At 71.5% G+C, this 18,252-nt stretch carries 17 protein-coding genes and 1 riboswitch; of the genes, 14 read left to right on the top strand and 3 right to left on the bottom strand.

Translation table 11 applies throughout. The features are described 5' to 3' along the window. Positions 1–207: 207 nt before the first annotated feature. Positions 208–1,368, bottom strand: a complete 1,161-nt coding sequence (locus tag E1181_RS23850; protein WP_132678016.1) for an MFS transporter — start codon at positions 1,366–1,368, stop codon at positions 208–210. 285 nt (positions 1,369–1,653) lie between these two features. Between E1181_RS23850 and cobO the strand changes: the two genes are divergently transcribed. The 9 genes from cobO (at position 1,654) to E1181_RS23805 (ending at position 11,462) form a co-directional block, all read left to right on the top strand. Further along, positions 1,654–2,268, top strand: a complete 615-nt coding sequence (gene cobO, locus E1181_RS23845; protein WP_132678014.1) for a cob(I)yrinic acid a,c-diamide adenosyltransferase — start codon at positions 1,654–1,656, stop codon at positions 2,266–2,268. Beyond that, on the top strand, positions 2,262–3,620 hold the full coding sequence (locus E1181_RS23840) for a cobyrinate a,c-diamide synthase (protein ID WP_165944726.1): 1,359 nt from the start codon (positions 2,262–2,264) through the stop codon (positions 3,618–3,620). Before cobO ends, E1181_RS23840 begins: the two co-directional genes overlap by 7 nt. Further along, positions 3,617–4,354 (top strand): precorrin-2 C(20)-methyltransferase, encoded by a 738-nt coding sequence (cobI, locus tag E1181_RS23835; protein WP_132678012.1) that lies wholly within the window; start codon positions 3,617–3,619, stop codon positions 4,352–4,354. Before E1181_RS23840 ends, cobI begins: the two co-directional genes overlap by 4 nt. Further along, positions 4,348–5,586, top strand: coding sequence for a precorrin-4 C(11)-methyltransferase (gene cobM, locus E1181_RS23830; RefSeq protein WP_132678010.1), 1,239 nt, complete (start codon positions 4,348–4,350; stop codon positions 5,584–5,586). The genes cobI and cobM overlap by 7 nt, the downstream gene beginning before the upstream one ends. After that, positions 5,570–6,733, top strand: coding sequence for a cobalt-precorrin-5B (C(1))-methyltransferase (locus E1181_RS23825; RefSeq protein WP_132678008.1), 1,164 nt, complete (start codon positions 5,570–5,572; stop codon positions 6,731–6,733). The genes cobM and E1181_RS23825 overlap by 17 nt, the downstream gene beginning before the upstream one ends. Beyond that, on the top strand, positions 6,718–7,917 hold the full coding sequence (gene cbiE, locus E1181_RS23820; RefSeq protein ID WP_132678007.1) for a precorrin-6y C5,15-methyltransferase (decarboxylating) subunit CbiE: 1,200 nt from the start codon (positions 6,718–6,720) through the stop codon (positions 7,915–7,917). Before E1181_RS23825 ends, cbiE begins: the two co-directional genes overlap by 16 nt. A 151-nt stretch (positions 7,918–8,068) precedes the next feature. Beyond that, entirely contained in the window at positions 8,069–9,826 is a 1,758-nt protein-coding gene (cobJ, locus tag E1181_RS23815; RefSeq protein ID WP_132678005.1) for a precorrin-3B C(17)-methyltransferase, read from the top strand. Beyond that, the gene (locus tag E1181_RS23810) at positions 9,816–9,998 is read left to right on the top strand and encodes a DUF362 domain-containing protein (protein ID WP_132620780.1); all 183 of its coding nucleotides are present in this window, start codon (positions 9,816–9,818) and stop codon (positions 9,996–9,998) included. The genes cobJ and E1181_RS23810 overlap by 11 nt, the downstream gene beginning before the upstream one ends. A 39-nt stretch (positions 9,999–10,037) precedes the next feature. Continuing rightward, entirely contained in the window at positions 10,038–11,462 is a 1,425-nt protein-coding gene (locus tag E1181_RS23805; protein ID WP_132678052.1) for an aminotransferase class I/II-fold pyridoxal phosphate-dependent enzyme, read from the top strand. Between the two features lie 160 nt (positions 11,463–11,622). On the opposite strand, the gene E1181_RS23800 is transcribed toward E1181_RS23805, so the two are convergent. Then, entirely contained in the window at positions 11,623–12,510 is an 888-nt protein-coding gene (locus E1181_RS23800; RefSeq protein ID WP_132678003.1) for a DMT family transporter, read from the bottom strand. Between the two features lie 92 nt (positions 12,511–12,602). On the opposite strand from E1181_RS23800, the gene E1181_RS23795 reads away from it, so the two are divergent. Continuing rightward, positions 12,603–13,457 carry a LysR substrate-binding domain-containing protein gene (locus tag E1181_RS23795; protein ID WP_132678001.1) on the top strand — a complete coding sequence of 285 codons (855 nt, stop codon included), beginning with the start codon at positions 12,603–12,605 and terminating at the stop codon, positions 13,455–13,457. Between the two features lie 100 nt (positions 13,458–13,557). Here the strand turns inward: E1181_RS23795 and E1181_RS23790 are convergent, their stop codons facing one another. Then, entirely contained in the window at positions 13,558–13,827 is a 270-nt protein-coding gene (locus tag E1181_RS23790; protein WP_132677999.1) for a DUF1876 domain-containing protein, read from the bottom strand. A 183-nt stretch (positions 13,828–14,010) separates the two neighbouring features. Then, a riboswitch (cobalamin riboswitch) is annotated at positions 14,011–14,135 on the top strand. 79 nt (positions 14,136–14,214) lie between these two features. On the opposite strand from E1181_RS23790, the gene E1181_RS23785 reads away from it, so the two are divergent. Genes E1181_RS23785 through cobA form a run of 4 tightly spaced genes read left to right on the top strand, consistent with a single transcriptional unit; the run spans position 14,215 to position 17,988 of the window. Next, complete coding sequence (locus E1181_RS23785; protein ID WP_132677997.1) at positions 14,215–15,267, top strand: HoxN/HupN/NixA family nickel/cobalt transporter; 1,053 nt, start codon at positions 14,215–14,217, stop codon at positions 15,265–15,267. 15 nt (positions 15,268–15,282) lie between these two features. Then, positions 15,283–15,894, top strand: coding sequence for a precorrin-8X methylmutase (locus E1181_RS23780; protein ID WP_132677996.1), 612 nt, complete (start codon positions 15,283–15,285; stop codon positions 15,892–15,894). Next, positions 15,891–16,796, top strand: a complete 906-nt coding sequence (locus tag E1181_RS23775) for a sirohydrochlorin chelatase (RefSeq protein WP_132677994.1) — start codon at positions 15,891–15,893, stop codon at positions 16,794–16,796. The genes E1181_RS23780 and E1181_RS23775 overlap by 4 nt, the downstream gene beginning before the upstream one ends. After that, the gene (gene cobA / locus E1181_RS23770; RefSeq protein WP_132677993.1) at positions 16,777–17,988 is read left to right on the top strand and encodes a uroporphyrinogen-III C-methyltransferase; all 1,212 of its coding nucleotides are present in this window, start codon (positions 16,777–16,779) and stop codon (positions 17,986–17,988) included. Before E1181_RS23775 ends, cobA begins: the two co-directional genes overlap by 20 nt. Positions 17,989–18,252: the final 264 nt, after the last annotated feature.

Raw genomic sequence — 18,252 nt, 5'->3', positions numbered from 1 at the left:
GGCTCTTTCTTTTTGTCTTCCGTGGCTGAGTTGCTCAGCGGTGCGGGTGGGGGAACCTGAGCGGCGCTGTGGACTCCGCGCGCCACTCCTGATGTATGCCAATACACGGCGTCGCGGCGTGCTCGCCACAGCACCGCTCAGAACCCCCGGCGGTGCCAGCTGCTCAGGTGGTGAAGGAGAAAGCACCTTCGGTGCTTGCCTGACGGTTCATGCTGGGGTTGGTTGTTTTTGGTGGTAGCGGTGTCTTGCGTAGGTGGCTGTGGCTACCAGGGGGATTGCTGTTGCTCCTGCTGTGGTGAACAGGATCGTGTAGTTGCCGTGGTCTGCTAGGGGGCCTGCTGCTGCGGAGGCCGCTGCGCTGCCCAGGAACAGGGCGCAGGCGAAGAGGGCCACGGCCGTTCCTCGTGCTTCCGGGGCGACCGAGGTGGCCCAGGCTTGCAGGGAGGAGTGCATGAAGGACCAGCCTCCGCCCAGCAGGAGGGCCGTGATGATCACCGTGGCGAGGTTGGTGTCCACGGAGACCAGGGCATAGCCGACGATCATCTGCGTGCCGCCGATGGCGATCAAGCGGGGGACCGGGACCCGGGAGTTGATGGCCTTGACGACCCGGGAGAACACCAGCACGCCCACGCCGTAGGCACCCGTGGCCAAGCCCGCCACAGCGACGTCCAAGCCCTCGTTGACCAGCGCCGACGCCAAGAAGGTCATGGTGCCCAGCAGCACCGCGCCCTCCACGAAGACCAGGCCGAACACCAGCAGCGCCCAGCGGTTGCGCAGGACTCCGCCGATGTGGGAACCCACCCCGCCCGACACCGCCGCGCGGTCGGGTTCCGGGAGGCCGCGCAGCAGCAGCGCGCAGACCGCCGCGCACAGGGCAGGGACCGCGAAGACCACGCGCCAGTCCAGCCAGTGGGCCAGCACGCCGCCGACCGCCGTCGCCATGGCGGTGCCCACCGCCTGGGCCGCCATCAGGTCCGACAACGCGCTCTGGCGCTTCTGCTGGGAGACCGTGTCGCCGACGTAGGTCAGCGTCGTGGGGACCACCGCGCCCATGAACGCACCCGCCAGGACGCGCGCCGCGATCAGCACCGGCAGCGACGGCGCGAACGTCGAGATCAGGCCCGTGGCAGCCGCCGCCAGCAAGGTGGCGCGCATGATCGGGATCCGGCCGAAGCGGTCCGAGAGGATTCCCCACAGCGGTTGCGAGAGTCCGTAGGCCAGGAAGTAGCCGCTGGCGACCGTGACCGCCGAGGCGATCGGGACGTGCATGCTCAGCGCGATCAGCACCAGCATCGGGGTCACGGCGAACCGGTCGAAACTGCTGATGAACGAGGCTGCGGAGAGCACCAGAGGCGGTCTGGTGGGCATGCGGCGGCTCCTAGTTCTGGGACGCTCGTCCATCTTCACGCGTCGAACGCCGGTCGCAGCGGTGAAGTTGCCCACCTCATGCGGGGCCGTGCCCTGGGACCTTCGCATTTCGGCCACCTGGGCAACTTGCACCGCCGCGGGTTCTCACACGCCCTCTGGGGAGGACAGCCGCAGCGCCGTGCATTGGCATGCATCAGTCGCGGATCCCGGAGCCAGAGGGCGTGTGAGGTTCCGCTACCTGCACCGCCACGCAGGTCACTGTTAGCAACCTCTTAGGGTCGGTGCATGCCTCAGGGACAGCCTTCTTCCGTGCCAGCTGATGGACTCACGACCCGCCAGCGCCGCAACCGGCCGCTGGTCGTCGTGCACACCGGTGAGATGAAGGGGAAGTCCACCGCCGCCTTCGGCCTCGCGCTGCGCGGGTGGAACCAGGGCTGGTCGATCGGGGTCTTCCAGTTCGTCAAGTCCGCCAAGTGGAAGGTCGGCGAGGAGTCGGCGTTCCGCGCGCTCGGCAAGGTCCACGAGGACACCGGCGAAGGCGGTCCCGTCGAGTGGCACAAGATGGGTGAGGGCTGGTCCTGGACCCGCAAGAAGGGCACCGAGGAAGACCACGCCGCCGCAGCGCTCGAAGGCTGGCAGGAGATCTCCCGCCGCCTCGACGAGCAGCGCCACGGCCTCTACGTCCTCGACGAGTTCACCTACCCGCTGCACTGGGGCTGGGTCGACGTCGACGAGGTCGTCGCCAAGCTGCGCGAGCGCGAGGGCCACCAGCACGTCATCATCACCGGCCGCTACGCGCCGCAGGCGCTGATCGACGCCGCCGATCTCGTGATGGAGACCGGCAAGGTCAAGCACCCCATGGACGCCGGGCAGAAGGGTCAGAAGGGCATCGAGTGGTGAACCTCGATCGGGTGGTCTTCGCCGCTCCGGGTTCGGGGCAGGGCAAGACCACCGTGGTCACCGGCCTGCTCGGTGCGCTGCGCAGACGCGGCGATCGCGTCGCGCCGTTCAAGGTCGGGCCCGACTACATCGATCCCGGCTACCACCGGCTCGCCGCCGGGCGGACCGCGCGCAACCTCGACCCCGTGCTCGTCGGAGCCGACCGCATCGCGCCGCTGCTGCACCACGGATCCGCCGGTGCCGACATCGCCGTGGTGGAAGGCGTGATGGGCCTGTTCGACGGCCGCATCGGCGGCGACGAGGAACTGGCCTTCGGCTCCACCGCGCACGTCGCGCAGCTGATCGACGCTCCCGTCGTGCTCGTCGTCGACGCCAAGGGGCAGAGCCACAGCCTCGCCGCGCTGCTGCACGGCTTTCGCGGCTACCGGCCGCAGGTGAAGGTCTCCGGCGTGGTGCTCAACCGCGTCGGCTCGCCGCGCCACGAGCAGGTGCTGCGCTCCGCGGCCGACAACGCGGGCTTACCGGTGCTGGGCGCCATCCCGCGCACCGACGACCTCGAAGTCCCCTCCCGGCACCTGGGACTGGTCACCGCCGTCGAGCACGGCGCCGAGGCGCTGCGCGCCGTGGAGGCGATGACCGACGTGATCGAGCGGTCCGTGGACCTCGACGCCGTCGCCGCGCTCGCCCGCACCGCCGGTGACCTGCCCGGAGCCGCCTGGGATCCAGGTGTCGAAGTGCAGCCGCAGGGACGGCCGGTGGTCGCCGTGGCGGGCGGGCACGCGTTCAGCTTCGGCTACGCCGAGCACGTCGAACTCCTCGAAGCCGCCGGAGCCGAGGTCGCCCTCGTCGACCCGCTTCGCGATGAACGACTTCCCGACCGGACCGCCGGACTGGTGCTGCCGGGCGGGTTCCCGGAGCAGCACGCCGCCGCGCTGTCGGCGAACACCGCGCTGCGCAACGAGATCCGCGCCTTCGCCGGCGGTGGAGCCCCGGTGCACGCCGAGTGCGGTGGGCTGCTCTACCTCGGCGAGGAGCTCGACGGCGAACCCATGTGCGGGGTGCTGCCGGTGCGCGCGGCCATGTCGCCGCGGCTGACCCTGGGATACCGGGACGCCGTCGCCGCCACCGAATCCCCGCTGTTCGCCGAGGGAGCCCGCATCAGCGGGCACGAATTCCACCGCACCGCAACCGAACCCGGTCACGGCGAGAGCCCCGCGTGGTTCTGGCGCGGGCCTTCCGGGGTGCACCGCGAGGGATTCGTCCACGGCGGGGTGCACGCCTCCTACCTGCACACCCACCCGGCCGGAAACCCCGGCTCGGTAGCCCGATTCGTCACGAGGTGCCTGCGATGAGACTCGTCGGTGTCGGGGTCGGCCCCGGCGATCCGGAAATGCTGACCCTGGCCGCGCTGCGCGAGATACGCGAAGCGGACACCGTGTACGTGCCCGTCCTCGCGCCCGACGAGCAGGGCCGCGCGGAGGCCATCGTGCGCGCGCACCTGGGCTCCGACGAGCGGGTGCAGCGGCTGGTGTTCGCGCTCGCCGACCCGGTCGACGGACCGCAGGAGCGGCGCCGCAGGCACTGGGACGACGCGGCCGAGACCGTCGCGAAGCGACTGCGTGATCAGGGCGGCACGGTGGTCTTCGCCACCTTGGGCGACCCCGCCGTGTACTCGACGTTCAGCTATCTGGCAGCGGCCGTCGCGGAGCTGTTGACCGAGGTCGAGATCGTGACGGTGCCCGGCATCACGGCGATGCAGGCGACCGCGTCGCACGCGGGCATCGCGCTCACCGAGGGCTCGGAGCAACTCACCGTGATTCCCATGCTGCGGGATGTCACCGCGCTGCGGGAGGCGTTGCGAGCGCGCGGTACGGTCGTTGCCTACAAAGGCGGGCGACGCCTGGGTGAGCTGCGCGATGCGATCGACGACTGCGGAGCTCTGGACCGCTCGGTCTACGCCGAGCACCTGGGCACGCCGGATGCGCGGGTACTACCGCTTGCTGAAGTGTCCGATGTGGACGATGCGCCTTACTTGTCGACAGTGGTAGTGCTGCCACCCCGAGGCGGAAGAGGAGAGCAATGGTGACTGGCCGGATCTCGTTCATCGGCGCCGGACCCGGCGCGGCCGACCTGATCACGGTCCGCGGCGCCAAGCGAATCGCCGAAGCCGACATCGTGGTCTGGGCCGCGAGCCTGGTCACGCCGGAGTGCGTGCAGGAGCACGCGCGCTCCGATGCCGAGCTCGTCGACTCCTCCCGGCTCACCCACGAGCACGCGGTGGAGATCTACCGGCGCGCCGAGCGCGACAAGCTCAACGTCGCGCGCGTGCACTCCGGTGACCCGTCGCTGTGGGGTGCGGTCCAGGAGCAGTACGACGCCGCGGTCCGGATGAACGTCGAGGTGGAGATCGTCCCCGGCGTTCCCGCCTTCTCCGCCGCAGCGGCGGCGATCGGCCGCGAGCTGACCGTCCCCGAGGTCGCGCAGTCGCTGGTGCTGACCCGCCTGGAGGGCGGCAAGACGCCGATGCCCGACGGCGAGAAGGTGCGCGAGTTCGCCAAGCACGGCACCACGATGGCGCTTTTCCTGTCCGCCGCGCGGACCGGTCAGCTGGTCGAGGAGCTGCGCGCGGGCGGTTACCCGGACGACACGCCGGTGCTGGTGGCCTACAAGGTGACCTGGCCGGACGAACTGCTGGTGCGCAGCACGCTCGGCGAGCTCGAAGCCGACTGCAAGAAGCACAAGCTGTGGCGGCACACGCTGTTCATCATCGGCAAGGGCCTCACCGCGGGCGGCACCCGCTCGCACCTGTACCACGCGGGCCACTTCCACACCTACCGCAAGGCCGACAAGGAAGCCCGTCGCGCGCTGCGCGCCGAGCGCTCCGTCCGCCGCGTCGAGAAGCCGCGCGAGCAGCCCGAGGAGCCCGACTCCGCCAAGATCAAGGAGTCCGAGGCGGCCAAGCTCCGCGAGTCCGACGCGGCGTGGTGGGCCGTGCGCGACTGGCAGGAGACCGCGCGCGGCGCAGCGCGTTTCGGCGCGAACCGCTCGATCCCGATCCCGCAGGTCGACGAATCGCAGTCGCAGCTGTTCACCGAGGAGCCCGCCGAGCCCGAACCCGTTGCGCCGCAGCAGGAGTCGGCCACGTCGAGCACCACGACCGCGCAGGCCACCGCCACCACCGGCACCACGCGCAAGTCGACCGGGGCGGCGAAGTCCGGCTCGACCAAGCGCAAGGCCTCGGCCAAGCCGAACACGGCGAAGAACAAGCAGTCTGCCAAGCGCAAGCCCGCGGCGAAGCCGGATGAGCAGTCAGAGTGATCCGCAGCCGCCGCTGCGCGAGCCGGACCTCCCGCGCACCGCGAAGGTCCGGCCCAAGGCGCTGCGCACCGGTTTCACCACCGGTGCCTGCTCCGCAGCGGCGGCCCGAGCGGCGGCCGAACTGCTGGTCACCGGGGAGCTCCCGGCCACCGTGGACATCGGCTTCCCGGACGGCAAGCGCCGCCGGTTCCAGGTCGACTCCGGCAGCGCCGAACCGGCGACCGCCGTGGTCGTCAAGGACGCGGGCGACGATCCCGACGTCACGCACGGTGCCCGGCTGACGGTCAGCGTCGTGCCTCGCGAGGACGGCGAGGTCCTGCTGCACGGCGGGGAGGGCGTCGGGACCGTCACCAAGCCGGGTCTGGGCCTGGAGGTCGGTGGCCCGGCGATCAACCCGGTGCCGCGGCAGATGATCGGCGACGCCGTGCGCGAGGTGCTCGGCGAGCGCGGCGCGGACGTCACGATCACCGTGCCCGGTGGCGAGAAGATGGCCTACAAGACCACCAACCGGCGGCTGGGCATCTTCGGCGGCATCTCGATCCTCGGCACCACCGGCATCGTCCGGCCCTTCTCCACCGCCTCGTGGCGGTCCAGCGTCGAGCAGGCCGTGTCGGTGCTGTCCGCGCAGCAGGGCCGGGTGGCCGTGCTGTCCACCGGCGGACGCACCGAGCGGGTCGCGATGCGGCTGCTGCCCGACGAGCCCGAGGTGGCCTTCATCGAGGTCGGCGACTTCACCGGCGCCGCCGTGCGCAGGGCCGTGGAGCACGGGCTGGACGAGCTCGTGTTCGTCGGCATGATCGGCAAGCTCACCAAGCTCGCCTCCGGCGTCGTCATGACCCACTACACGCGGTCCAAGGTGGACACCGGACTGCTGGGGCGGCTGACCGCGGAGTTCGGCGGCAGCGAGCAGGACGTGACCGAGGTCAGCGAGGCCGCCACCGCCCGCCGCGCGTACGAGGTGTGGCAGCGCGGTGACTGCTTCTCGGCGTGTGCGCACCGGTTGTGCGAGCTGGTGGCAGCAGTATTGGAGCGGTTCAGCGAGGAGTGCGGTCGCAAGCTGCGTGTTCGGGTCGCCATGGTCGACTTCGAGGGAGAGCACGTGGTCGCGGCCACCGAGGCGAGGTGGGTGACGTGGCAGTCACGGTGATCGGGGTCGACGGGGCAACGCTGCCGCCGGGTGGAGCCGAGGCTCTGGAGCAGGCGCGACTGGTCGTGGGAGGTAAGCGGCACCTCGACGCGCATGCTCCCGACCAGGCGAAACGACTTGAACTGGGTCCTCTGGAACCGGCTTTGAACGCGCTGTCCGCGCTGTCCGGGGACGAGCAGGGCGTGGTGCTGGCCTCCGGCGACCCGGGGTTCTTCGGCGCCGTGCGCGCGCTGCGCGAGCGCGGCGTCCGGTGCTCGGTGCTGCCCGCGACCTCCAGCGTGCAGCGGCTGATGGCGCGCGCGGGGCGGTCCTGGGACGACGTCGTGGTGGTCAGCGCCCACGGGCGCGACCTCGGCGCGGCGATCAACGTGTGCCGGGCGCACCCGGCGGTGGCGGTGCTGACCGCGCCGAAGTCGGGTCCGGCGCAGATCGCGTCTGGGCTGGCCGGCTGGCGGCGCACCATGATCGTCGGTGAGGACCTGGGCGGGCCGAACGAGTCGGTGGTGACCATCGACCCGGCGGACGCGGCCAAGCGCAGCTGGTTCGAGCCGAACGTGGTGCTGTGCCTGGCGGACGCCGACGAGGTGCCCCCGCGCGGCTGGATCGCCGGCGGGGAGCCGGTTCCGCCGGCCACCGGCTGGGCGCTGTCGGAGGACGAGTTCTCGCACCGCGACGGCATGATCACCAAGGCCGAGGTGCGCGCGGTGGCGCTGGCCAAGCTCGCGCCGCGCCCCGGCACGCTGGTCTGGGACGTCGGCGCCGGGTCGGGTTCGATGGCGGTGGAGTGCGCCCGGATGGGCGCGGCGACCATCGCGATCGAGTCCGACGAGGCCCAAGTGGTCCGGATGGTCACCAACGCCGCAGGTCACGGCGTTGACGTGCGCATCGAGGAGGGCAAGGCCCCGCAGGCGCTGCGCGAGCTGCCCAAGCCGGACTCGATCTTCGTGGGAGGCGGTGGCAACGAGGTCGTCACCGCCTGCGCTCACGCCGGAGCCACCCGCGTCGTGGTCGCCCTGGCGGCCCTGGACCGGGTCGGGCCGACTCGCGAGACGCTGCGCTCGGCGGGCTACGAGGTCGAGGGCGTCCAGCTCGCGGCCTCCCGCTTGGCGGAACTCCCGGACGGCTCCTCCCGGCTGGAGGCGGCCAACCCTGTGGTCCTCATCTCCGGTCGCAAGAAGGCGTGATCCCTCGCGCGGCAGCGGGCGGTTTCGGGCCGAGGTGACCAGGCGAAACGGGTATTGATCATGGGCGGTTCGGACCAGAACCGCCCGTCCGGGAGTGTCGTAGGGTGTTTTCACCCGATCCGGGCATGTGACGACGAATAGGGGAGTAGCAGTGATCGGTCTGTTCGCGGTGACCGCGGCGGGACGGCGGGCGGCCGCCGAACTCGCCGGACGGCTGGGGCCGGAGGCCCTGGTCGCCGACGGTCCGATCGGACCGGCCGTCCGACGCCTCTGGGACCACCTCGACGCCGCCGTGTTCTTCCTGGCCAGCGGCGCCACGATCAGACTGGTCGCGCCGCTGCTGCAGGACAAGCACACCGATCCCGGCATCGTCAGCGTCGACGAGGCGCAGCGCTTCGCCATCGCCCTGACCGGAGGTCACGGCGGCGGCGCGAACGCGCTGGCCGAGCAGGTCGCCGACCTCTTCGGCTGCACCCCGGTGATCACCACCGCCACCGACTCCACCGGCACCACCGCGCTCGACGAGCTGGTCGAGCAGCTCGACGCCACCGTCGACGGTGATCTGCCGTCCTGCGGCGTGGCGATCCTCGACGGCGAACCGGTCCGGCTGGTCAACCCGCACGGCTTCCCGCTCCCGGCGCTGCCGCCCAACGTCGGCGCCGACGTCGCGAACCCGCAGTGGACGGTGGTGATCGACGACCGCCGCCCGACCGAGGACGAGGAGCGCACGCTGCGCCTGGTCCCGCGCACGCTGGTCGTCGGGGTCGGCTCCGCGCGCGGTGTGTCGCGCACGGCGGTCGCCGAGACCATCGCCAGGCTCGACAGCGAGCACGGCCTGGACCCGCGCGCCATCCGCGCCTTCGCCAGCGTCGACCTCAAGGCCGACGAGGCCGGCATCCTCGACGCGGTGCAGGACCTGGGCTTCTGGCACTCCAAGGACGGCGGCGACGAGCTGTCCCTGCTGACCTACCCGGCCGAGGTGCTGGCCGGCGTGGAGGTGCCCAACCCGAGCGAGGTGGTGCGCAGCGAGGTCGGCACGCCCAGCGTCGCCGAGGCCTCCGCGCTGCACGCCGCCGACGAGCTCGCCTACGGCGCCCCGGTCGAGCTGGTCGCGGACAAGATCAAGGGTGACAACGTCACCGTCGCCGCCGCCCGGATCAGCCCGCGCGGCAGGCTCGCCATCGTCGGCATCGGGCCCGGTGCCCCCGACCTGCGCACGCCGCGCGCCGACGCCGAGCTGCGCCGCGCGTCGGTGGTCGTCGGCCTCGACCAGTACCTCGACCAGGTCCGGCACCTGCTGCGGCCCGGCACCGAGGAGCGCGCCACCGGCCTGGGTGCCGAGGAGGCCCGCGCGGCCGAGGCGGTGGAGCTGGCCAAGCAGGGCCGCGCGGTCGCGCTGATCGGTTCCGGCGACGCGGGCGTGTACGCGATGGCCAGCCCGGCGCTGGAGAAGGCCGACGTGGACATCGAGGTCGTCGGCGTGCCGGGCGTGACCGCCGCGCTGTCGGCGTCGGCGCTGCTGGGCGCCCCGCTCGGCCACGACCACGCGCTGATCAGCCTGTCCGACCTGCACACCCCGTGGGAGATGATCGAGCGCCGGGTCCGCGCTGCCGCCGAGGGCGACCTGGTGGTCTGCTTCTACAACCCGCGTTCGGTGCAGCGCCACTGGCAGCTGGGCCGCGCTCTGGAGATCCTCGCCGAGCACCGTCCGGCGACGACCCCGGTCGGCGCGGTCCGCCAGGCCAGCCGCGCGGACCAGAAGGTCTGGTGCGCCTCGATCGACGAGTTCGACCCGGCCGACGTGGACATGTTCACCACGGTCGTCGTCGGCTCCTCGCAGTCCACTGTGGTCGGTCGCCGGATGGTCACCCCGCGCGGCTACCGCTGGATGGCGGGCGATGTCCGTTGATCCGCTGACCATCACCGACGCCTGCACCGCCTGCGGCGCGTGCCTGCTCACCTGCCCGGAACACGCCCTCCGCCCGGCCCCGGGCCGCCCGTACGTCCTCGCAGAAGCCTGCACGTCCTGCGGAGAATGCGTCGAAATCTGCCCCAGAGACGCCATCGACCTCCTGCGCTGATCGCGTGCGGGGTGGCAGGGTGGTCGGGTGGGTGGTGACATGTCGCCGGAGGAGTTCCGGCGGGTCGGCAAGCAGGTCGTGGACTGGATCGCGGACTACCGGGCGGGGATCGAGTCGTTCCCGGTGCGCTCGCAGGTGGGGCCGGGGGAGGTTCGGGACGCGCTCCCCGCTCATCCTCCGGAACGGGGCGAGGACTTCGACCAGGTCCTGCGGGACCTCGACGAGATCCTGCTGCCGGGTGTGACGCACTGGCAGCACCCGGGCTTCTTCGCCTACTTCCCGGCCAACTCGAGCGGCCCGTCGATCCTCGGTGATCTGCTCTCCAGCGGTCTCGGCGTGCAGGGCATGGTGTGGGCGACGAGCCCGGCCTGCACCGAGCTGGAGACCGTCGTCGTGGACTGGCTGGCCGAACTGCTGGGTCTGCCGGCGCATTTCCGCACCGACGCGGCCGGCGGCGGGGTCATCCAGGACTCCGCGTCCAGCGCCGTGCTCGTCGCCTGCCTGGCCGCGCTGCAGCGGACCGGTGAGGACGTCGCGCGCAGGGGCATCACCCGCCGCCACGCGCTCTACGTCTCGGCGCACACCCACTCCTCGCTGGAGCGGGCGGCGCGGCTGGCCGGTATCGGCGCGGACAACGTGCGGGTGGTCGACACCGACCCGGAAACGCTCGGCATGGACCCGCGCCACCTCGACGAGCTCATCGCCGCGGACGTGGAAGCCGGTGCGGTGCCGACGATGGTGTGCGCGACGATCGGCACCACCTCGACCACCGCCATCGACCCCGTGCGCGAGATCGGCGAGGTCTGCCGGAGGCGCGGCGTCTGGTTGCACGTCGACGCCGCTTACGCCGGTGTCGCGGCGGTGTGCCCGGAGCTGCGCTGGATCAACGACGGGGTCGCCGAGTTCGCCGACTCCTACTGCACCAACCCGCACAAGTGGCTGCTGACCAACTTCGACTGCAGCGCCCTGTGGCTGGCCGACCGGGCTCCGATGATCGAAGCGTTGTCGATCCTGCCGGAGTACCTGCGCAACGAGGCCAGCGAATCCGGTGAGGTGATCGACTACCGGGACTGGCAGGTCCCGCTCGGCCGCCGGTTCCGCTCGCTGAAGCTGTGGTCGGTGCTGCGCTGGTACGGCGCCGAAGGGCTGCGCGCGCACATCCGCGACACCGTCGCGCTGGCCCAGGAGTTCGCCGGATGGGTGCGCGGGGACCCCGATTTCGAGCTGCTGGAACCGCACCCGTTCGCGCTGGTCTGCTTCCGGCCGCGCTACCCGGACCTCCCGGTGGACGAGGCCAACGAGCGCACGCACCGGGTGATGAACGCGCTCAACGACTCGGGCGACCTCTACCTCACCCACACCAAGATCGGTGGGCGAACCCTCCTGCGACTGGCCATCGGCTCACCGGCGACCGAGCGCAGGCACGTCCAGGACGCCTGGGAGCGGATTCGACGAGCCACGTGACCTCGCGCACGCCACGTCTCGGACGCGGCGCAGGTAGCCGCGTCGGGCTTCGGGTCGCAGACCCGTCCCGGATTTCAGTGGAAGCCCGGGTTCCGATTTCCACTGAAATCGGGCAGCCACCGGTGTCGGGCCGGGGTCGTGGTGGCTGATCGCGGGTGAGTCAGGTCCGGACGGGTTCGCGGGTTTCGGTGCGGGTGCCGAGGACGCACGCCGTGGTCGCCAATGCGATGCCGAGAACCACTGCGACCGACGGTGTTTCGCCGAGCAGCGGCCAGGCGAGCACGGCGGTGAACGGTGGTACGGCGCTGAACAGGGCGCTCGCCCGGGCCGCGCCGCCGACCGCCACCGCCCGCAGGTAGCAGCTCACGCCCAGCACCGACCCGGTGATCACCAGCCACAGCACGGAGATCCCGGCCTGCGCCCAGTGCGTGACGTGGCCGTGCTCGAACAGCGCGATCACCCCGATCACCAGCGCCGCGGCCGCGGTCTGCACGGCCGCGCCGGAGCGCAGGTCGATGCCGCCGCAGTAGCGCTGCTGGTAGAGCCCGCCCGCCGAGAAGCCCAGCAGGCCGATCAGCGTGAGCAGGATCGCCGGGTTCCACTCGCCCTCGGCCGCGACCTGCCCGCCCAAGGTGACCAGCACCGCCAGCACGCCCAGCGCGAGGCCGAGGAGCCGCCACCGGCTCAGCCGCTCCCGCAGCAGCACCGCCGCCAGCGCGGCCGTGAGCACCGGGTTCATCGAGATCACCAGGGCCGTCACCGAGGCGTGCACCCCGGCGGCCATGCCGCCGTAGCACCCGCCGAACTGCATCGCGTGCGTCAGCAGACCGGCCGCGGCGCTGTGCCCGAGGCTGCCGCCGGTCGGCCAGACCGCCCGGCCCACCAGCGCGATCGCCGTGAGCACCGCAGCCGCCAGCGTCAAGCGCACGGCGGTCAGCAGGAACGGCGGTGCGGCGGCCACGCCCAGAGCTCCGGTCGGATATCCGCTGGCCCAGAAGAAGACGATCGGTGCGGCGAGCGAGAGCGGGATCGACCGCGACGTGTGCATGCTCAAGAGAATTCCGGCCCTGCGCCGCCACGTCCAACAACGATAAGCAATCGCGATCGATCGCGTTTCCTGATCGGTCTAGGCTGGACGGCATGAGTGCAGTGCTCGACGTCGTCGCGCTGCGCAGCCTGGTGGCCGTCGCCGACTGCGGCGGGTTCCACCGGGCAGCGGCGGCGCTGTACCTGACGCAGTCCGCGATCAGCCAGCACCTGCGCAAGCTCGAACGCGCGCTGGACCGCAAGCTCGTGGTCCGCGAGGGCAGGCATGCCCGGTTCACCGCCGACGGCGAGCTGCTGCTGGCCGAGGCCCGCCGCATCCTCGACGTCCACGACGAGGCGGTGCGCAGGCTCGGTGCCGAAGGGCGCGGCACGCTGGTGTTCGGCTCCACCGAGCACGCCGCCGACCGCCTCCTGCCCGAACTGGCCTCGGGGATGCGCACGGCGTTCCCGGACCGCGAGATCCGCTTCCGGCTGGACCGCACGGCCCGGCTCGCCGACTCGGTCGACCGCGGCAGCATCGACATCGCGTTGCTCATCGACGACACCGTGTGCTCCCGCAGCATCGACGCGGGTCGTTTCCGGCTGGAGTGGTTCTCCGCCCCGGACTGGCAGCCGCCGCCCGAGGACCGGCCGCTGCCGATGGTCGTGTTCGACCAGCCCTGCACGCTGCGCAGGCACGCGATCGAGGCGATGGACGCGCTCGGCAGGGGACCCGACCTGGTCTGCGAAGCGGCCGACCTCTCCGGCGTGCTCGCCGCTACCCGCGCCGGCCTCGGCGTGACGCTGCTGCCCTCGACCAAGACCCGGCCGGCCGGGCTGGTCGAGCGCCGCGACCTGCCGCGCCTGGACCCCGTTCAACTCCGGGTGCGCGCCAGGCCGGGCCTGCCCGTGGACGTCGCCGAAGTCGCCGCGCACGTCGTCCGCGACGTCCTCGCCGAGGTCGCGTGAACACCCCGGGTCGTCATCAGCGGGGTGGAGGTTTCAACTGGACCCTCCAGCGGGTGGTGGAAGTTTCGGTTGAAACCTCCACCACCGAGGGTGCGACGTATCAGGCGGGTAGGTGGACGCGCCTGTGGAGTCGGTCTCCGATGTCGTTGGAGGCGTTGTCCAGGAGCTTGTGGGCGAGTTCGAAGAGGGCTCGCGCGATGGCGATCTCGTCGCCGATCTGCGGTACCTCGGGGTCGTCGGGGTGCCTGCGGGCCGTGCCGTGACCGTGCAGCGCCTGGCCGGCGGGAGTGGTGAACCCGACGTCCGCGGTCGTCTTCGCCCCTGCCTCCACGACCTGCAGGTTCAGTGTGATCGAGTGCGTCTCGTTCATGGTGGCCTCCTTGACGCAGCATCGAGCCGGAGCACTGTGCTCACCCGACCGGGTACCCCTGATTGAGCCGGTTGAAAGCGCCATCGGCCGACGGGAGCAGCCCGTAGATCACGCAACGTGATCGATTTCACCAGGTTTGACCTCGGACCGTAGATCAGGCAAGGATGACTGTCGCCGACAGTGCAGGAACCCGGTGCGAATCCGGGACGGTCCCGCCACTGTGACCGGGGAGTGGTCCCCACCCATCGCCACGGCTGTCACCAGCTGGAAGGCGGGGGAACCACGTCGATCCGGGAGTCAGGACACTGCGCGCCGGCCCCGTGCCGCGAACCCGCGGCGCGCGGCCACCGAACCCCGGGCGGGAGAACCCAGGAGGTCGGAGATCCCATGAGTCGGGATGCCGAAGTGAGCCGGCACACCACCGGTTGGGGCGCGCGCGAGCGCCGGAAGTCAGCGGTCCTGTTGGCCGCCATCGGAGCACTCCACCTCGCGGGATGGGGTGCCTACCTGCTGCACGAGCAGGCGTTCAGCGCCGCCGGAGGCCTCGCCGCCGCCGGCACCACCGCTTACCTGCTCGGCCTGCGGCACGGCTTCGACGCCGACCACGTCGCCGTCATCGACGACGCCACCCGGCTGCTGATGCAGCGCGGCAGGCGTCCGGTGTCCACCGGCATGTGGTTCGCCCTCGGCCACGCCAGCGTCGTGATGCTGCTGGCCTGCGCGGTCGCGTTCATCGCCGGACCCGCCGCCCAGCAGTGGGCCGAGCAGACCGGCGTGCGCATGGCCACCGCCGTCGACCTGATCGTGGTCGCCGTGCTGACCACCCTCGCCGTGCTCAACGCGCTCGTGCTGCGCGACGCGTGGCGGCTGCTGCGCCGCGCCCGCAGCGGCGCCATCGACGAAGCCGAGGTCGAGATCGTCCTCGGACGCCGCGGCCTGCTCGCGCGGGTGCTGCGGGGCCGGATGCAGGGCGTGGCCCGGTCCTGGCACCTGTTCGGCATCGGCCTGCTGTTCGGCCTCGGCATGCAGACCGCCACCGAGATCACCGTCCTGGCCATGGTCACCCCGGGCGCGAACCTGTCGGCCATCGCCGTGCTGAGCCTGCCGCTGCTGTTCGCCGCCGGGATGTGCACAGTGGACAGCGTGGACGGAATCCTGATGTCCCGCGCCTACACCTGGTCCCTGGCCCGGCCGCTGCGGCGGCTGTGGGTCAACGTCACCACCACCGCGCTGACCGTGGGGCTCGCCGCGCTGGTCGCCTTCGTCGTGCTCTGCGGAGTCCTGGCCGAATCGGGACTGGACTTCCTCGGCGGGGTCGCCGCGATCGCGGACCAGTTCGAGCTGCTCGGATACCTGACCCTGGGCCTGTTCCTGCTGGTCTGGGGCGGTGCGGCGGCGTGGTGGCGGTTCACCGCCCGCAAAAGCGCGGAAATCGCATAGGAAACAGGAACGACCATGAGGCGCACAGTCCATCCGATCGAGACCGAGTCCTACCGGATCATGCGGTCGCGAGCCGACTTCGACCGGTTCGAACCGCTGACCCGGGCGGTCGTCGAACGCGTCGTGCACACCACCGCCGATCCCAGCTGGACCGGCGAGGTCGTCGCGGACGAACCCGCGCTGCGGCAGGGTCGCGACGCCCTGCTGGCGGGTGCGCCGCTGATCACCGACGTGCGCATGGTCGCCTCCGGCATCACCGCCCGCGAGGTCCGCATCGGCCTGGACTTCCCGGGCGTCACCGAGCTCGCCGCCTCGGAAGGGCTCACCCGCTCCGCGGCCGGGATGCGGCTCGCGGCGGCCGAACACCCGCGCGGCGCGGTGTGGGCCGTCGGCAACGCCCCCACCGCGCTCCTCGAACTGCTCCGGCTCGCCGAGAACGGCGAACTGGAACCGGCGCTGATCGTCGGAGTCCCGGTCGGCTTCGTCGGCGCCGTGGACAGCAAGGCCGCACTGCGGCGCAGCGGCCTACCGGCCGTGAGCACCCTGACCGAACGTGGTGGTGCGGCGATCGCCGCCGCCGCCATCAACGCCCTGCTCTACTGGGCAGAACCTGGAGGTAACCGGTGACCGAACCGCTGCTGGTCGTGGGCCACGGCACGGTGGACGAACGAGGCGTCGCGCAGTTCCACGCCTTCCTCGAACGGCTCAAGGCCCGGATGTCCGCAGCCGGTGTCGACAGCTCGGGCGGGTTCATCGAGCTGTCCGCCCCCGCGGTCACCGAAGCCTGGACCGAGCTCACCGACAAGGGCCACCGCCGGATGGCCGCGGTGCCGCTGGTGCTGGTCGCCGCCGGGCACGGCAAGGGCGACATCCCCGCCGCGCTGGAACGCGAAGTCCGCCGCCACCCGGGCACGTCCTTCGTCTTCGGACGCCCGCTCGGCCCGCACCCGATCCTGCTGGAGCTGCTCGCCGAGCGGATCGCCGAGCAGGTCCCGCGCGACGAATGGGCGGACACGGCAGTGGTTCTCGTGGGCCGCGGTTCGACCGACCCCGACGCCAACGCCGAGGTGTGCAAGGTCTCACGCCTCTTGCAGGAGACCTGCGGTTTCGAGACGGTTGAGACCGCGTTCATCTCCCTGGCATCGCCGGACGTCCCTGGCGGGCTGGACCGGGCTCGCAAGCTCGGGGCCAAGCGCGTCGTGGTGGCCCCGTACTTCCTGTTCGACGGCGTGCTGCCGCAGCGCGTCGTGACGCAGGCGCGCGAGTGGGCCCAGACCGCACCGGAGCTCCCGCTCCACGTCGCCGGATATCTGGGAGACTGCGACGCCCTGGTCGACCTCGTCGTGGAGCGATACCACGAGGCCCTGCACGGCGACATCCGGATGAACTGCGACACCTGCGCGTACCGGGTGCTGCTGCCGGGCTTCGAGGACAAACTGGGTGCACCGCAGACGCCGCACCACCACCCTGACGACCCGACCGGGCACGGTCACGCACACGGACACGCACATGGCCACTCAAACGGATAACCACTACCTCGCCGGACTCGACCTCGCCGGTCGCCGCGTGGTCGTGGTCGGTGCCGGACCCGTCGCGCAGCGACGGCTTCCCCGGCTGATCAACGCAGGCGCCGCCGTCGAGGTGATCGCCCCGCAGGCGACGCCCGCGGTGGAAGCGCTGGCCGACTCCGGCGAGATCACCTGGAGCCGTCGCGAGTACCGCGACGGCGACCTCGACGGCGCCTGGTACGCCGTCGCCGCGACCTCGTCCGACGAGGTCAACGCCGCCGTCGGCGCCGAGGCCGAACGCGACCGGGTGTTCTGCGTCCGCTCCGACAACGCCACCGAGGGCAGCGCGGTCACCCCCGCCGTCGCCGAGCACGACGGGCTGCTGCTCGGCGTGCTGGCCGGCGGAAAACCGCGCCGCAGCGCCGGAGTTCGCGACGCGCTGCTGGAAGCGATGCAGTCCGGCGTGATCGACGAGCACCCCGAACCGCACGCCCCCGGCGTCGCGCTGATCGGCGGCGGCCCCGGTGCCCCGGACCTGATCACGGTGCGCGGACGGCGGCTGCTCGCCAAGGCCGACGTGGTCATCACCGACCACCTGGCGCCGCGCGAGCTGCTGGAGGAGCTGGGCTCGCACGTCGAGGTCATCGACGCCTCGAAGATCCCCTACGGCCGCTCGGCGAGCCAGTCGGTGATCAACGAGACGCTGATCGAGAAGGTCCGCGCGGGCAAGTTCGTCGCCCGGCTCAAGGGCGGCGACCCGTACGTGTTCGGCCGCGGCTTCGAAGAGCTGCTGGCCTGCGCCGAAGCCGGAGTCCCCGTGACCGTGGTGCCCGGCATCACCAGCGCCTTCTCGGCGCCCGCGATGGCCGACGTGCCGGTCACCCACCGGGGCGTCGCGCACGAGGCGGTCGTGGTCTCCGGCCACGTCGCCCCGGACGACGAGCGGTCCCTGGTGGACTGGGAGGCCCTGGCCCGGTTGCGCGGCACGCTCGTGCTGCTCATGGCGGTCCAGCGCATCGAGGCGTTCGCCGAGGTCCTGATCAAGAACGGCCGACCGGCCGACACCCCGGTCGCGGTCGTCCAGGAAGCCACCACCGGAACCCAGCGCTCCCTGAAGACCACCCTGGCCCAGGTCGCCGAAGACGTCCGGACCCACGACATCAAACCCCCCGCGGTCGTGGTCATCGGTCCGGTGGCCGGCCTCAAACCCTGACCCACCGACCCCGAAGTGCCCCTTGCGAGCACAAGCTCGAAGGGGCACTTCACGTAACCACACCCCCACCAGCACCAACGGATTTCAGTGGAAATCAGACCCCCGAACCCCGCTGAAACCGGGTACCGGATTTCCACTGAGGTGATCTCAGTGGATTCGGTTGTGTTCGTGGTGGGTGAGTACGAGTGCGGCTTGGACGATGTTTCCGATTTTTCGGGGGCTGGCGGCGATGTGTTGCAGGGTGCGCCAGCGGCCGGTGAGCAG

Source organism: Saccharopolyspora terrae (assembly GCF_004348435.1).
Taxonomy (GTDB): domain Bacteria; phylum Actinomycetota; class Actinomycetes; order Mycobacteriales; family Pseudonocardiaceae; genus Saccharopolyspora; species Saccharopolyspora endophytica.
Note: the sequence above shows the minus strand (reverse complement) of the source record. Positions and strands in the feature narration are given on the sequence as shown.

Bases quoted from the DNA above. Each gene is read 5' to 3' on its own strand.
- E1181_RS23850 (WP_132678016.1), bottom strand. From the start codon at position 1,368: ATGCCCACCAGACCGCCTCTGGTGCTCTCCGCAGCCTCGTTCATCAGC.
- cobO (WP_132678014.1), top strand. From the start codon at position 1,654: ATGCCTCAGGGACAGCCTTCTTCCGTGCCAGCTGATGGACTCACGACC.
- cobI (WP_132678012.1), top strand. From the start codon at position 3,617: ATGAGACTCGTCGGTGTCGGGGTCGGCCCCGGCGATCCGGAAATGCTG.
- cobM (WP_132678010.1), top strand. From the start codon at position 4,348: ATGGTGACTGGCCGGATCTCGTTCATCGGCGCCGGACCCGGCGCGGCC.
- E1181_RS23825 (WP_132678008.1), top strand. From the start codon at position 5,570: ATGAGCAGTCAGAGTGATCCGCAGCCGCCGCTGCGCGAGCCGGACCTC.
- E1181_RS23810 (WP_132620780.1), top strand. From the start codon at position 9,816: ATGTCCGTTGATCCGCTGACCATCACCGACGCCTGCACCGCCTGCGGC.
- E1181_RS23805 (WP_132678052.1), top strand. From the start codon at position 10,038: ATGTCGCCGGAGGAGTTCCGGCGGGTCGGCAAGCAGGTCGTGGACTGG.
- E1181_RS23800 (WP_132678003.1), bottom strand. From the start codon at position 12,510: ATGCACACGTCGCGGTCGATCCCGCTCTCGCTCGCCGCACCGATCGTC.
- E1181_RS23795 (WP_132678001.1), top strand. From the start codon at position 12,603: ATGAGTGCAGTGCTCGACGTCGTCGCGCTGCGCAGCCTGGTGGCCGTC.
- E1181_RS23790 (WP_132677999.1), bottom strand. From the start codon at position 13,827: ATGAACGAGACGCACTCGATCACACTGAACCTGCAGGTCGTGGAGGCA.
- E1181_RS23785 (WP_132677997.1), top strand. From the start codon at position 14,215: ATGAGTCGGGATGCCGAAGTGAGCCGGCACACCACCGGTTGGGGCGCG.
- E1181_RS23780 (WP_132677996.1), top strand. From the start codon at position 15,283: ATGAGGCGCACAGTCCATCCGATCGAGACCGAGTCCTACCGGATCATG.
- cobA (WP_132677993.1), top strand. From the start codon at position 16,777: ATGGCCACTCAAACGGATAACCACTACCTCGCCGGACTCGACCTCGCC.